The following is a 14,214-nucleotide window of genomic DNA, read 5'->3' as shown; positions in this document are numbered from 1 at the left end:
CAGGCTGCTCCTATAGAGCGTGTTACAGGCCGGCGGAGACTTTGTCGGCAACGTCCTTGGGCAACCACGCCTGCCAAACATCTGGATGCGCTTTCATGAACGCCAGTGCAGCCTCACGCGGCGGGGTGTGTTTCTCGCTCATTTCGGCCAGCGCCTTGTTCAGCGGTTCGATCGGAAAATCGACTTTACTGAAAAACTCCGCGATTTCAGGATGCTCTTTCTGAAACGGCGTCGACACACCGATAGACAGCTTCGACGCCAACGAACGGGTCGGCTTCGGGTTGGTATTGTCGGCGTCGGTCAGGGTTTTCCAGGCCTCAGCATCAAACGGCGGCTCTTCGAGTTGAACCAGTTTGAAGCGGCCGAGCAGCGGCGTCGGCGACCAATAGTAGAACAGCACCGGTTTGCCCCGACGGATCGACGAACTGATCTCCGCATCCAGCGCCGCACCTGAACCACTACGGAAATTGGTGTAGTCGTCCTGCAAACCGTAAGCGATCAGCTTCTGTTTGTTAACCACTTCCGAGGTCCAGCCGATGGGACTGTTGAGGAACCGGCCCTTGCTCGGGTTCTCGGGATCCTTGAACACGTCCTTGTACTTGGCCAGATCGCTGACACTGCGCAGATCCGGCGCCAGCGGCTTGATGCCTTTTGCAGGGTCGCCCTTGATCACATACTCCGGCACCCACCAGCCTTCAGTGGCGCCCTTTACCGTATCGCCAAGGCTGACCACTTTGCCTTCGGCTTCGGCTTTGACCCACACAGGGCTGCGCCCGGCCCACTCTTCGCCGATGACCTGAATATCATTCTTGGAGAGCGCGGTCTCAAGGGTGATAGTGGTGCCCGGCAACGTGTCTGTCGGCAGACCGTAGCCCTTCTCGACAATGGTTCGCAGGATGTCGGTGATCAGGCTGCCGCTTTCCCAGTTCAGGTCCGCAAAATGAATCGTCGCCGGCGCAGCGTTAGCCGCCGCCGCTGATATCAGCAGCCCGACTGTGGTAAGGCTGGCGGCGAGCAACCGTCGAAATCCGTTCATGCATTGCACCTCGTGCTGTTCACAGGATGGCCTGAGAGAAGACCGCAAGCCTCTGATTACTTCAGTCCACTGACTGTAGTAGAGGTTCCTGCTATTTAGCAGCGAGGCGAGGATGATGACTACTTTTCTGACTTTTCCTGCAACCGCTGCAACTCCCGTCTGACCATGCTGGCGTAGGCGGCCGGTTGCAATGAGTAGACCTGCGACGCCACCCATCCCAGCCAGGCACTCTGCAGCCGGGCTTTTGCGGCGTACAGACGCTCGGCTTCTTCACGGGCGCTATCGAGGTTCTGCAAATGAAAGTCGGCGCGACCCACGATAGTCACTCGCTGGCCTTGAAGGTCACCAGTTCGCCCTTGCGCCATTTCGCGGCCTTGGCGGTAACGGCCTTTAGGGTTTTGGTCAGACCTTCCTGCAATTGTGCGTGCGCCGCGAACACGGTTACTACGTTGTGACCTTCCTTGAACACAATGGCTTCGCCGCCAGCCGTAGTGACGAAGGCATAGTCGCCCAGGCCATAGACGGTCAGCTTGATGTCTCGGAATCGAATGTCGAGCTTTCCGCCTTCACGGCTAGGCAGCACCGTGGCGCTGAAATGATCGCCAACCTTCAGTTTCAGTCCGGGTTTGTCATCGACCACCAGCGCACTTTCGGTGTCGAGCTCGGCGGCATAAAAGCCTTCGGCGTTTTGCTCGGTGATGTAAACAAAACGCGATTGAAATTGCTTGACCAGCTTTGCACGCAAATCACCCAACACGAACAAAGCGTGCATATCGAGATTACTGACTGCCAAAGAACCATCCCCACAATTGAAAAAGACCGGCACACGGAAAACGCGCACGGCAAATAAACGGTCAGGCCGGCTGAACCGCCGAATGACACGCATCAAAAACCTGAATGAAGTACAGCGTTTTATTCATCGCGAGGTTCGCAAGCCTACTGGAATATCACTCGCAATACCTGCTCCGACATTCGCCAGAGGTTGAAGGAAAACGCCTCAATGACGGCCAGAGAAAGCTGACTACAAACTTTAGGGAAAAAACCCACGAAAAAAAGTACTTTTCCGACATATCGCACGTAAAAAATTGCTTTAGATAACCACCTATCGCCGACAGGCACGGGCGATTCTAGAGCACCATCGCTCGTTACGACTACCCAAAGCGGCCCGCAAACATAGGCCAAGACATGAAAAGGACTTCATATGTGCACTCTGACTCACTTCGGCCACCCTGCCGACGCTCGTTCGAAGCCTGCCATTGCGCTGCATATTGCGAATATGCAGGGATTTACAGGCTTGGACGCAGACCATTGGCGACCACGCTTTCAGGTCGTCCCCGCCGGCAACGCCTTTTTCCATATCAAGGAAATATCGACCGGTCTTGTAAGAGGTTTCCGAGGGGATCACAACGAAGCCTGTGCGCTGGCCCGTTCGCTTGAATCGCGGATCGAACTCCTGGCCAACTCATGCCTCAGATGAAGAGACATCGTCCACCGCCAAAGGAGCACACAATGGAACAGCCTGCACATGACCTGCAAACCTTGTTCGATCAGTTGGGCCTGCCCTCTGAAGGCACGGCCATCGACGATTTCATCGAAAGCCACCCACTGGATGCAAACACCAAGCTGATCGATGCGGATTTCTGGACACCCTCCCAGGCATCATTGCTCAAAGAGTGGTTGCGGGCCGACGGCGAAGAGGCGCTGATGGTCGATGAGCTGAACGTGCGCCTGCACAGCGGCGCTTGATATTCAATGCAGGCTGTCACAAGGCCCGGCACCCAATTGTGCCAACCAGGCAGCCCTGCACTCCTCCGCCTCATCACGGCTGGCGAACGCCGTGCCGCGGCGTTCGCCGTTGAGCAACACCACCCAACAAATGCTCCGCCCCATGGCACGTAAGCCGGCGGGAACACCGCTGCCGATCATCACGGCAACATCAACCCTGCATTGCATATCAACCTCTCAACTTCATTAGCTACCTAACTAAGTCGACAGGGTAATGACTTCCCTCTATGGAAAACAGCGGGCGCCCTGCACAGCTTCGTTGCAGGCACGGTAACAATGACGGCATATATTCATCGCGCACTTTCCGGTTTATAGCCCAACCGCAGACCGCCCCAGTGCCGCCCCTTAACCATGATCGGCACCGACAAATCGTGCATCAACTCACCGGTATCGCGCGTGTACGTCTGCAATAGCACCGGCTGTTGATGACTCCCGCAGCGGATGCCAGTGCGGTCGGCAAATTTGCGTTTGGTGCGATTGTTCACGGTGTCGACCTGCACGTTACCGCTCAACGGCTGGCTGAAAGCCTGATTGTGCGTCGGCACATAACCCTGTTGCGTGCACGCGATAGCAAATACCAGCCCTTCGTGACGCGCCAGCAACGGTTCCTGAATGGCCGGCAGCACTTGATCGGTATAGCGGTCGAAACGGGTCTGGAATTTCGCCGGTTGTGTATCGGCAATCGGCTGATATTGGCGGTCGAAGAGGTCATCGAGGCTGACGCGGCCCTGTTCGACATCCGCTTCAAACCGAGCGGCGATCTGCCTGGAGCCTTCCCGGGCGAGATCGTAGACCCGCTGGTGATAGTCATCCAGGCCGACTTCGGCCAATCGCTCGCTGATGCTTTCCGCCTGCCCTTCCATCTGCACCGCCGCCTCGGCCAGGCGACGGGTCTGTTGATCGCTGATTGCCAAGTCGCTGCGCATGTGTTCGATGGCGGTGAACAGGCTGTCGAGCTGTTCGCGATTGGTGTCGGCGCCGCGGGCAATCTCGCCGACCTGGTTCTCCACGCCCGCTGCCAGCCGTGCGATGTTTTCCAGATGCTGGCCGGTGTGTTCGACCTGCTGGACGCCGACCCGCAAATCGCTGGAAAGCTGGCGAATTTGCTCCACCACTTGCGCGGTGCGTTGCTGGATGTCAGCCACCATCTCACCGACTTCGCCTGTCGCAGCCGCCGTGCGGGCAGCCAGCCCCCGCACTTCATCGGCAACCACGGCAAAACCACGGCCGTGCTCTCCGGCCCGCGCGGCCTCGATAGCGGCATTAAGCGCCAACAGATTGGTCTGGCTGGCAATGGACTGAATCACCAGCGTCACACGCTGAATGTCGTCGCTGCGCTGACTCAAGGCTTCGATCAATTCACGACTGGCACTGGCGCGCTCACTGAGTTGATGCATTCGCCCGATGGATTCGACCAGTTCAGTGCGCCCTTGTGCGCTGCTCTGATGCGCTTCGCTGGCCGCCTCCAATGCCTGGCGGCTGAGCTGCGAAGTGGCGTGTTCGGTAGCGATCATGACTTCGGCATTGCGGACGATCTGCGCCGCCGCATCAAGTTGGGATTGCAGCTTGCTGGCCAATTCCTTGACCGAGAACGCCACGCCCGCCGCCGACAACGCGTTGTGACTGGTGGTGCAAGAAAGGTCGCGGGTCAGTTCGGCAATGGCGCTGCCGGTATCGACGGGCATTGCTTCGGGGCTGCTTCGAGAACGCAGGCGCGGCAGCCAGACGATCAGCACCGCCACGGGCATGCCGATGTACAGCGACCAACCGCCCAGCGTCATGCCCGCCAACAACAGCATCAGGGCAATGCTTTGCAGCGTGGGCGCCAACCAGCGGTTTTTGGTCATCAGCACTGGTGCAGGCAGAGCCCCAACCAGAGATCCATCTCTCGTCATCTTCATCACCCCACGATTGTTCTCATTGTTGTGACTGCATTAAACGCCACTACAACGCCATTATCCATGGTCCGTTAGTCGTGGGTTTGCAGCCGGTCAATGGAACCGAGTGAGTTCTGCAGACGAGCAAAAGCAAAGATCGCAGCCTTCAGCGGCGCCTACAGGGTTACGTGTAAACCTCTGTAGGCGCCGCTGAAGGCTGCGATCTTTTCAAGGCGCCCCTGTGATTCGAGGGTCACCCGGGAATTCAGGCCTGGCGCTGGTGCTTGTCGATTTGCTCGTGACGCTCTTGAGCTTCGATGCAGTATTTGGTGGTCGGGCTGATCAGCAGGCGTTTCAAGCCAATCGCCTCGCCGCTGTCGTCGCACCAGCCAAAGCTGTCTTCCTTGATGCGCTCAAGGGCTTGTTCCAGTTGCGGCAACATGCGCTGGTCGCGATCGATCGCATTGACCAGCCAGGTGCGCTCTTCTTCAACCGAAGCCGCATCCGCCGGATCGGCCGGGGTGTCCAGGCTTTCGATGGCGATACGGTTCTGCTCAATGCGCTCGTGGGTTTCGACTTTCATGTTCTGCAACAGCGCGCTGAAAAAAGCGTGTTGCTCGGCGTTCATGTAGTCATCTGCCGGCATGGCCAGCAACTTGTCCTTTGTCATTGATATCTCTATAAAAAACGTGCATTAAGGCGAATTAGGGAGCTTTCCGGAGGATCTCTGTTGATCCTCGAAAAGGCGCCGTGTATTGCAAGCGCCACCCGGCACTCAATTTACGAGGGGCGGCAGTCTACGGCCGACTTGGAGTGTCAGCAATAGGAAATCCTGTGAATTTGTCCGACAACGTTTGGAAACTGCTCTGACACAAGCGTTACCGCAATGGTCGGAGTGCGTTTATAGCAAGAAATTCAGTCGAGCGGCCTTATATAGAAGACAAACGGATAAAGCGCGCCAAAATTTCAGTAGCTTGTCTGAGTAGAAAGAGCCCGCAGTGCATCGTTTCAGCACTGAATCCTGCCGAACAACGTGCAGATTTTCTTCCAGACCCCGCCTAGACTGCGACAGCTCGCCTCCGATCAACAAGAGCGCGCCAGCCTCAGTCGCGCTCGAACTCGTCAAAAAGGATTGTCCATGCCCAGCACCAGTCAGCCGGCCGTCGACGAGTGCGCTGCCGAGCCCGCCAGCCCGGCGATGAATGCCGAACGCCTGCTCAAAATGATCGCCGACGAATACGATCTGCTGCCCCGCCAGCTCAAGTGTATCGCCAGCTACATGAGCCGCCAGAGTGACCGGATCATGGTCGACCGCATCAGCGACATCGCCCGCGAATGCGAAGTGCATCCGTCCGCCATCGTGCGCTTCTCGCAACGCTTCGGTTTCAGCGGCTTCAGTGAAATGCAGGCATTGTTTCGCCAGGCCTACACCCACAAAACCACACCAGTGCAGACCTACCAGCAACGCGTACGCAGCATGATCGCTGACAAATCCCGGCACACCAGCGCAGCCCAACTGGCTCGCGAATGCATCGACGCCACGCTGTCTGGCATCGAACGGTTACATGAAGAGCTGGACGATACCGCGTTCGAAAAAGCCACTGACTTGATCGTCAATGCCGACAACATCTATGTCATCGGCGTGCGCCGGTCTTTCGCCGTGGCCGACTACCTCGTTTACAACTTGCAACACACAAACAAACGCATTCACTTGGTTTCCGGCCTCGGCGGTAGCTATCGCGAGCAAATGCGCAGCGTACGCGCCAACGACCTAGTCATCGCCATCAGCTTCATCCCCTATGCCAAAGAAACCCGACACTGTTTGCGCTACGCCCGGCAGCAACAGGCAAAGGTAGTTGTCATTACCGACAGCAGCGTGTCGCCGCTGGCCAAAGGCGCCAACGCGGCATTGTTGGTGAACGAAGGCAGCTCGTTTGCATTCCGCTCGTTAAGCGCGACATTGTGCCTGTGTCAGGCACTGTTTATTGCTGTAGCGACGCGGCTGGGGTTGAAGGTGGAAGAGATTCACGAACAAGTGGGATTCGAAGACTGACACCGTTCACAAGTTCGGCTAGGGTTGAGCCTCCCCGATTCGACAAGAAGAAACGCGTCATGAAACTGATCGGCATGCTGGACTCACCCTACGTACGACGCGTGGCGATTTCCGCCAAGTGCCTTGGCATTGAACTGGAGCACGAGCCGGTGTCGGTGTTCCGCCACTTTGAGCGCTTCCAGCAGATCAACCCGACCGTCAAGGCGCCAACCCTGGTGCTTGACGACGGCGAAGTGCTGATGGACTCCACGCTGATCCTCGACTACCTCGAAGCCGTCGCCCGCCCGGTCGCCAGCCTGATGCCCGACGATCTGAGCCAGCGCGTGCGGGCATTGCGCCTGATTGGCCTGAGCCTGGCCGCTTGCGAAAAATCCGTGCAGCTGTACTACGAACGCAACCTGCGTCCGGCCGACATCCAATATCAACCGTGGATCGAACGCGTCGAAGGCCAACTCGCCGCCGCCTACACCGTTCTGGAACATGAGCTGCAAAAACAACCGCTGCCCACTGACGTCCCTCTCGCCCAGGATGGGATCAGCCTTGCCGTCGCCTGGAGCTTCACCAACCTGGTCGTTGCGGATCAGGTCGACGCCGGGCGCTTCCCGCTTATTGCGCAGTACACGGCCTACGCCGAAACCCTCCATGCCTTCAAAAGTTGCCCGATGACCTGACCATGAGTACAGCTGAAACCGCCGCACCGGCGCTGAAAGAAATCTTCAACACCGCGCGCCTGCAACACATCGCCAGCGAAATGAGCGAGGTCTACCCGGCCTTCAACGCCAAGGCCTTCCTCAAACTGGCCAATGAAGGCCTCGCCGACCTTTCGATCATGCAACGCATGGCCCGGGTCAGCGAATGCCTGCACGCCGTGTTGCCGCTTGGCTACGAAGATTCGCTCGATGTCCTGCGCGCGCTCGCCCCGCGCCTGAACAGCGGATTCGTCACCCTGTGCCTGCCGCACTACGTCGCCAGCTACGGCGGTCATGCATTCGATACGTCCATGGACGCGCTTAAATACTTCACCACGTTCGGTTCGTCCGAATTCGCCATCCGTCATTTCCTGCGCAGCGATCTCGAACGCACCCTGGAACGGATGCACGATTGGGCAACCGATGAAAACCACCACGTCCGCCGCCTCGCCAGCGAAGGCAGTCGTCCTCGCCTGCCTTGGTCGTTTCGCCTGGAGCGGGTGCAGGCTGATCCGCGCCTGGCCGCCAGGATTCTCGACAGTTTGAAAGCTGATGAAAGTCTCTACGTGCGCAAATCCGTGGCCAACCACCTCAATGACATCACCAAGGATCACCCTGAGTGGGTACTCGATGCGATTGAAGGGTGGGACCTGCGCAACAAGCACACCGCCTGGATCGCAAAGCATGCATTGCGCAGCCTGATCAAACAGGGCAACGCCCGAGCGCTGACGGTGATTGGTGCGGGCGACAAGCCCGAGGTTGAACTGATAGACGTGAAGGTTGAACCGGCGACCGTGCGGCTTGGCGAGAGTATTACCTTATCGTTTACGGTGAAGTCGACCGTTACTCAGAGCCAGAAGCTGGTCATTGATTACGCGGTGGATTACGTGAAAGCGAACGGCAGCACTTCAGCAAAGGTTTTCAAATTGAAAGGGCTGACGCTGGGCGGGAATAGCGAAGCGTTTGTCAGCCGGAGCCAGCAGATAAAGGAGTTGACGACGCGAAAGCATTACGCCGGACGGCATGCTGTTCATGTGATGGTCAACGGGGAACGATTGGGCGGAACAGCATTTGAAATCCTGGTTGACTAAAGATGGCGTTTTTTCGCCAGTGAAACCAACTCACAGTGTCATCCACTGGGCAAACGCTCTCATGTACATCGTCGTAAGGTTCAAGAACAACATGCTCAGAAGTACGAAAAAGGCAACGCTGTTTCTATTGATGTCGACGGCGTTAACCGCCTATGGCGCCAATCTGGACAAGGCAGAAAAGGTCACTGACGCCGGCATCACGAACGAGCATTACAACATCGTCGTAGACGTTGCCCGGCAAGACTATTCGCCGCGCTATCCGGAGTTGTCGGATGAAGATATCCGTAAAGTCGTGCGAGACAACATCAGTCTGGACGACTTGAAAGGACTGGTCACACACATCTATGCCAGCCGCTTCAATGACGACGAACTCGATCTGATAATTCGCGCCTACGCAAATCCAACGCAAGCCGAGACCATTCTCGTCAGTTCGAAGGAAGGCCGCGTGATGCTCGATAAGGTGCAAGAAGCCCAATCGATGGTGGGTAAAGATACACTCACCGCCCTTCAGGCTCGCGAGGATGCAATTACTGAGGCGTTAAATAAATTGAAGGCAAAAGCGCATAACCCGGCGAGTCATTGATCGCGTCAATAACAGCCATTAATTCAATGAAATTCTTATATTAATGCGGCGGCGTAAGATCGGCTCCAACCCAACCAGCAACCCGGAGCACACTTCATGAAACGCCAAACCATCCTCGGCATCGCATTCTCGATCTTTGCACTGAACGCGTTTGCGGCAACTGAAACAGACCCGCTGTTCAGCGATGCCGTCGCCGCCACTGAAACCGATCCACTGTTCAGCGATGCCGTTGCTGCGGATGGTTCGGATCGTCTGAAAGGCAATCAGGTTGCCGAAGGTGGTGCAGATCGTCTGCTCGAACGTCGCGCAGTCTGAATACGAAGTTGCATTGCAGTACTCGACGAAAGCCCGGTCTCATCAGCCGGGCTTTTTTTCAATCAAAAGATCGCAGCCTTCGGCGGCTCCTACAACGGGCTGTCATTGCAACAACAACGCCTGCTGCGACTCGCACAGTTGCACGACGTAATCCCAGACCACCCGCAGCCGGACTGACTTGTGCAGTTCGCGGCGGGTGCTGATCCAGTAACTGCGCTGAATGCTGTCGTCCGGCAATAGCGCCACCAATTGCGGATCCGCGCCGGCCATGTAACACGGCAGCACGGCGATGCCGAGGCCGGAGCGCGCGGCTTCCTGCTGGGCGATGACGCTGGTGCTGTGGAAGACCACACGCGGGTTGCGGCAATAGCTGTTGAGGAACATCAGTTCCTGGCTGAACAATAGGTCGTCGACATAGCCGATCCAGGCGTGATGCCCCAGGTCGTCGCGGCTGCGCAGAGGTGGCGCGTTGTCCAGATACGACTGACTGGCGTAGAGCGCGAGGCGGTAGTCCGTCAGTTTGCGAGTGACCAGCATGTCAGCGGCCGGTCGTTCGAGATGAATGCTGATTTCCGCTTCACGGTTGAGGATGCTGACGAAGCGCGGCACGGCGACCAGTTCCACTTCGAGCCCCGGATAACGCTCGAACAACCCGACCATGCGACTGGCGAGGAACTTGATGCCGAGCCCTTCGGTAACGCCGACACGAATTTTGCCCAGCGGCGCGGTGGACTGGGTGATTTCTTCCTGGGCCAACAGCGCGACGTTTTCCATCGCTTCGGCGTGTTTAAGCAGTGCCTCACCCGCCGGGGTCATTTCATAGCCCTGGGCGTGCTGAACGAACAGCGCCGTGCCGAGGCTTTTTTCGATGGCTTCGATATGCCGCGCGACAGTCGCATGAGTGGTGTTCAAACGGCGCGCGGCGGTGAGTAAGCGGCCGCTGCGCTGCAACTCAAGAAAAAACCGCAGGTCATTCCAATCGAACATCGTCGCTCCTGTTGGCCGGTCACACCGAACGCTGTTTAAAAACGCACAGCGGGTGCGCAAAAATTAACATTCTTTTGACGAAACCTAACAACTAGGATGACTGACAACAAAAACAAAAAATGAGGTCAGGGAATGCAGACTTCCCTTGATGCATACGATTACATCGTGGTCGGCGCCGGCCCTGCCGGGTGTTTGCTGGCCAATCGGCTGTCGGCCGACCCGCAACGGCGCGTGCTCCTGCTGGAAGCCGGCGGGCGCGACAACTATCCCTGGATTCACATCCCCGTGGGTTATCTGTTCTGCATCGGCAACCCGCGCACCGACTGGTGCTTCAAGACCGAATCGCAACCAGGCCTCAACGGCCGCAGCCTGAGCTATCCACGCGGCAAAGTGCTCGGCGGCTGTTCCTCGATCAACGGCATGATCTACATGCGCGGCCAGGCCGGCGACTATGACAGCTGGGCGGCCGAGGGCAATCCGGGCTGGGCCTGGAATGATGTGCTGCCACTGTTCAAGCAGAGCGAAAACCATTTTGCCGGCGCGGCGGATTTTCATGGGGCTGCGGGCGAATGGCGCGTCGAGCAACAACGGCTGTCGTGGCCGATTCTGGACGCGTTTCGCAGTGCCGCCGAACAAAGTGGCATCGCCAGCGTCAACGATTTCAACCAGGGCGATAACGAGGGCTGCGGCTATTTTCAGGTCAATCAGAAGGCCGGGGTGCGCTGGAATGCCGCGAAGGCGTTTCTCAAACCGGTACGCCACCGTTCCAATCTGACCGTGCTGACCGGCGTCGAGGTTGATCGCGTGTTGCTCGAAGATGGCCGCGCCTCGGCAGTCAGCGCTCGGTGGCAAGGCGAGACGCACAGTTTCCAGGCGCGTCGGGAGATCATCTTGTGCGCCGGCTCCGTGGGGTCGCCGAGTATTTTGCAGCGTTCCGGGATTGGCCCGCGACCGCTGCTGGAACGCCTCGGCATTGGTGTGATTCATGAATTGCCGGGGGTGGGTGGCAACTTGCAGGATCACCTGCAATTGCGCCTGATCTTCAAACTGGAAAACGCCCGCACTCTGAACCAGATCGCCGGCACCGTGTGGGGCAAAATGAGCATGGGCCTGCGTTATTTGTATGACCGCAGCGGGCCGCTGTCGATGGCGCCGAGTCAGTTGGGCGCGTTCGCCCGGTCGGGGCCGGAGCAAACATCGGCGAATCTTGAATACCACGTGCAGCCCTTGTCGCTGGAGCGTTTCGGTGAGCCGCTGCACAGCTTCCCGGCGTTCACCGCGTCGGTGTGCGATCTACGCCCGCAGAGCCGTGGCCGCGTCGAGATCCGCTCGGCAAATCCGCAGGACGCGCCGTTGATTCAACCCAATTACCTCAGCCATCCAGAGGATTTGCGTGTGGCTGCCGATGCCATTCGCCTGACCCGCCGCATCGTCAGCGCGCCGGCCCTGCAAACGTTCAAACCGGTGGAATACCTGCCCGGCGCCAGCCTGCAAAGCGAGGAGCAACTGCACGAAGCGGCGGCAGCAATCGGCACGACGATATTCCATCCGGTGGGCACCTGCCGGATGGGTAACGACGGTGATTCCGTGGTCGATGCGCAATTGCGCGTGCATGGCGTGCCCGGTTTGCGCATCGCCGATGCGTCGATCATGCCGCGCATCATCTCCGGCAACACGTGTTCGCCTACGCTGATGATTGCCGAGAAGGCCGCGCAGATGATCCTCAATCCAGAAACAAGGAACGTCACCCCAAAAAAACAACTGACCCCCACCCTGTAGGCGCTGTCGCAGGCACCCACAGGGGGATTTGCATCTGATTCAACGGTGGAACAACAAAAACAATCACTGTGAGGGATACCGATATGTCAGAACACGCTCAGCCGATGGAAGCCACGCCAAGCGCGGTCACCAGTAACGACACGCAGAAAGTCATTTTCGCCTCCTCTCTCGGGACGGTGTTCGAGTGGTACGACTTTTTCCTCTACGGCGCCCTCGCGGCGGTGATCAGCAAACAGTTTTTCGCCGGGGTCAACGACACCACTGCGTTCATTTTTGCGCTGATGGCATTCGCGGCAGGGTTCATCGTGCGGCCGTTCGGCGCGCTGGTGTTCGGCCGATTGGGCGACATGATCGGGCGCAAATACACCTTTCTTGCGACCATTATCCTGATGGGCATCGCGACCTTCTGCGTCGGCCTGTTGCCGACCTACGCCAGCATTGGCATTGCCGCACCGATCATTCTGGTGGTGCTGCGCATGCTTCAAGGCTTGGCGTTGGGCGGCGAATACGGCGGCGCCGCAACGTACGTGGCCGAGCATGCGCCGATGGGCAAACGCGGTTTCCACACAAGCTGGATTCAGTCCACCGCCACCCTCGGCCTGCTGCTCTCGCTGTTGGTGGTGCTCGGGTGCCGCTACTTCACCGGCGACCAGTTTGAAGTCTGGGGCTGGCGCATTCCATTCCTGCTGTCGATCGTGCTGCTGGGCATTTCCACCTGGATCCGCCTAAGCCTGCACGAGTCGCCAGCCTTTCTGAAAATGAAAGAGGAAGGCAAGACCTGCAAGGCGCCGATCCGCGAATCGTTTGGCCGATGGGAAAACCTTAAAGTCGTGCTGATCGCTCTGTTCAGCATCAATGCCGGGCAAGCCGTGACCTTCTATGCCGCGCAGTTCTACGTGCTGTTCTTTCTGACGCAGTTCCTCAAGATGGATCCGGCCGTCGCCAACAGCCTGCTGATCATCAGCGTGGTCATCGGTGCGCCGTTTTTCATCTTTTTCGGCTGGCTGTCGGACAAGGTCGGGCGCAAACCGGTGCTGATGCTCGGCCTGCTGCTGGCGACGGCGCTGTATTTCCCGATCTTCAAATCCCTGGCCCACTACGCCAACCCGGCTATCGATCAGGCCAGCCGTCAGGCGCCGATCACGGTGCTGGCGGATCCGGCCACTTGCACTTTTCAATTCGATCCGGTGGGCAAGGCGAAATTCGACAGCCCGTGCGACAAGGTCAAAACCTTCCTGGTCAAACAGGGCCTGCCCTACTCCAGCGCCGCAGCGCCGGCCGGCAGTGACGTACAGGTGAGCGTTGGCGACGTGAAGCTCGACGGTTTCGATGAATCCGCCCTGCGCGGCGCGGTGACCCTCGCCGGCTATCCGCAACAGGCCGACATGCAGCAGATCAACAAACCGATGATCGTCGCGCTGATTGTCGCGCTCATCATTATCTCGGCCATGTGCTACGGGCCGCTGGCAGCGCTGATGGTCGAACTGTTCCCGACCCGCATCCGCTACACCTCGATGTCCCTGCCCTATCACATCGGCAACGGCTGGTTCGGCGGTTTCCTGCCTACCGTTTCGTTTGCCCTCGTGGTTTATACCGGGGATATTTTCTACGGGCTGTGGTATCCGGTGTTGATCACCGGGGTGAGCCTGGTGGTGGGAATGATCTGTTTGCGTGAAACCAAAAACATCGATCTCGACAAAAACTGAGCCCAGTGACGGGGGCGAAGGATTTCGACCTTCGCCCCGGTTCTTCAAACGTCGTCCTTCAGTACCTCGAACTTCACCTGATCCGGATAGAACGCCACAAAATTCTTGATCTGTGCGACCGACACCTTGGGCTGCTCGTACGTCCACACCGCGTTGGTCCCCTCAAACCCCGGCACCTGCAGACTGAAATAACTGGCGTCGCCCTTGTAGGGGCAATAGCTGGTGTGATCGGTGCGGGCGAAGTATTTTTCTGCGATGTCTTCGCGCGGGACGTAATACACAGGCGGATAATTCGCCTCGTGCAACACCAGGG

Annotated in this window: 17 protein-coding genes; 9 read left to right on the top strand and 8 right to left on the bottom strand. The window is 58.1% G+C overall.

Annotation, left to right across the window (positions count from 1 at the left end):
* Positions 1-22 precede the first annotated feature (22 nt).
* From GIW69_RS23540 to GIW69_RS23530, 3 genes are all read right to left on the bottom strand, one after another.
* Entirely contained in the window at positions 23-1,036 is a 1,014-nt protein-coding gene (locus GIW69_RS23540; protein ID WP_236485163.1) for an ABC transporter substrate-binding protein, read from the bottom strand.
* Positions 1,037-1,155: 119 nt separating this feature from the next.
* Positions 1,156-1,353, bottom strand: coding sequence for a hypothetical protein (locus GIW69_RS23535; RefSeq protein ID WP_236485194.1), 198 nt, complete (start codon positions 1,351-1,353; stop codon positions 1,156-1,158).
* Positions 1,354-1,358: 5 nt separating this feature from the next.
* Positions 1,359-1,829: a hypothetical protein gene (locus GIW69_RS23530; protein WP_496570954.1), complete on the bottom strand. Its 471-nt coding sequence runs from the start codon at positions 1,827-1,829 to the stop codon at positions 1,359-1,361.
* A 408-nt stretch (positions 1,830-2,237) separates the two neighbouring features.
* On the opposite strand from GIW69_RS23530, the gene GIW69_RS23525 reads away from it, so the two are divergent.
* A complete protein-coding gene (locus GIW69_RS23525; RefSeq protein ID WP_236485162.1) occupies positions 2,238-2,513 on the top strand; it encodes a hypothetical protein in 276 nt (91 codons plus the stop codon).
* Between the two features lie 32 nt (positions 2,514-2,545).
* Positions 2,546-2,782 carry a DUF2789 family protein gene (locus GIW69_RS23520; RefSeq protein WP_236485161.1) on the top strand — a complete coding sequence of 79 codons (237 nt, stop codon included), beginning with the start codon at positions 2,546-2,548 and terminating at the stop codon, positions 2,780-2,782.
* A 3-nt stretch (positions 2,783-2,785) separates the two neighbouring features.
* Here the strand turns inward: GIW69_RS23520 and GIW69_RS23515 are convergent, their stop codons facing one another.
* From GIW69_RS23515 to GIW69_RS23505, 3 genes are all read right to left on the bottom strand, one after another.
* Positions 2,786-2,989 (bottom strand): hypothetical protein, encoded by a 204-nt coding sequence (locus tag GIW69_RS23515; protein ID WP_236485160.1) that lies wholly within the window; start codon positions 2,987-2,989, stop codon positions 2,786-2,788.
* Between the two features lie 122 nt (positions 2,990-3,111).
* Entirely contained in the window at positions 3,112-4,335 is a 1,224-nt protein-coding gene (locus GIW69_RS23510) for a methyl-accepting chemotaxis protein (protein WP_496570955.1), read from the bottom strand.
* 628 nt (positions 4,336-4,963) lie between these two features.
* Positions 4,964-5,368 (bottom strand): TraR/DksA family transcriptional regulator, encoded by a 405-nt coding sequence (locus tag GIW69_RS23505; RefSeq protein WP_236485158.1) that lies wholly within the window; start codon positions 5,366-5,368, stop codon positions 4,964-4,966.
* Between the two features lie 468 nt (positions 5,369-5,836).
* On the opposite strand from GIW69_RS23505, the gene GIW69_RS23500 reads away from it, so the two are divergent.
* The 5 genes from GIW69_RS23500 to GIW69_RS23480 all read left to right on the top strand — a co-directional run bounded on the left by GIW69_RS23500 (position 5,837) and on the right by GIW69_RS23480 (position 9,429).
* Complete coding sequence (locus GIW69_RS23500) at positions 5,837-6,751, top strand: MurR/RpiR family transcriptional regulator (protein WP_236485157.1); 915 nt, start codon at positions 5,837-5,839, stop codon at positions 6,749-6,751.
* 59 nt (positions 6,752-6,810) lie between these two features.
* A complete protein-coding gene (locus tag GIW69_RS23495; RefSeq protein ID WP_236485156.1) occupies positions 6,811-7,422 on the top strand; it encodes a glutathione S-transferase in 612 nt (203 codons plus the stop codon).
* Positions 7,423-7,424: 2 nt separating this feature from the next.
* On the top strand, positions 7,425-8,531 hold the full coding sequence (locus GIW69_RS23490) for a YhaZ family DNA alkylation repair protein (RefSeq protein ID WP_236485155.1): 1,107 nt from the start codon (positions 7,425-7,427) through the stop codon (positions 8,529-8,531).
* A complete protein-coding gene (locus tag GIW69_RS23485; RefSeq protein ID WP_236485154.1) occupies positions 8,512-9,114 on the top strand; it encodes a hypothetical protein in 603 nt (200 codons plus the stop codon). The genes GIW69_RS23490 and GIW69_RS23485 overlap by 20 nt, the downstream gene beginning before the upstream one ends.
* A 96-nt stretch (positions 9,115-9,210) precedes the next feature.
* A complete protein-coding gene (locus tag GIW69_RS23480) occupies positions 9,211-9,429 on the top strand; it encodes a hypothetical protein (protein WP_236485153.1) in 219 nt (72 codons plus the stop codon).
* Between the two features lie 102 nt (positions 9,430-9,531).
* On the opposite strand, the gene GIW69_RS23475 is transcribed toward GIW69_RS23480, so the two are convergent.
* Complete coding sequence (locus GIW69_RS23475; RefSeq protein WP_236485152.1) at positions 9,532-10,416, bottom strand: LysR family transcriptional regulator; 885 nt, start codon at positions 10,414-10,416, stop codon at positions 9,532-9,534.
* 132 nt (positions 10,417-10,548) lie between these two features.
* Between GIW69_RS23475 and GIW69_RS23470 the strand changes: the two genes are divergently transcribed.
* Both GIW69_RS23470 and GIW69_RS23465 read left to right on the top strand, forming a co-directional pair.
* The gene (locus GIW69_RS23470; protein ID WP_236485151.1) at positions 10,549-12,195 is read left to right on the top strand and encodes a GMC family oxidoreductase N-terminal domain-containing protein; all 1,647 of its coding nucleotides are present in this window, start codon (positions 10,549-10,551) and stop codon (positions 12,193-12,195) included.
* Between the two features lie 83 nt (positions 12,196-12,278).
* Entirely contained in the window at positions 12,279-13,901 is a 1,623-nt protein-coding gene (locus tag GIW69_RS23465; protein WP_236485150.1) for an MFS transporter, read from the top strand.
* Between the two features lie 44 nt (positions 13,902-13,945).
* Here GIW69_RS23465 and GIW69_RS23460 read toward each other — a convergent pair.
* Positions 13,946-14,214: DUF427 domain-containing protein (locus tag GIW69_RS23460; RefSeq protein ID WP_236485149.1), on the bottom strand; the 269-nt coding region annotated here is incomplete at its 5' end.

Origin of the sequence: Pseudomonas syringae (assembly GCF_021605415.1) — a bacterium.
Taxonomy (GTDB): Bacteria; Pseudomonadota; Gammaproteobacteria; order Pseudomonadales; family Pseudomonadaceae; genus Aquipseudomonas; species Aquipseudomonas syringae_S.
Note: the sequence above shows the minus strand (reverse complement) of the source record. Positions and strands in the feature narration are given on the sequence as shown.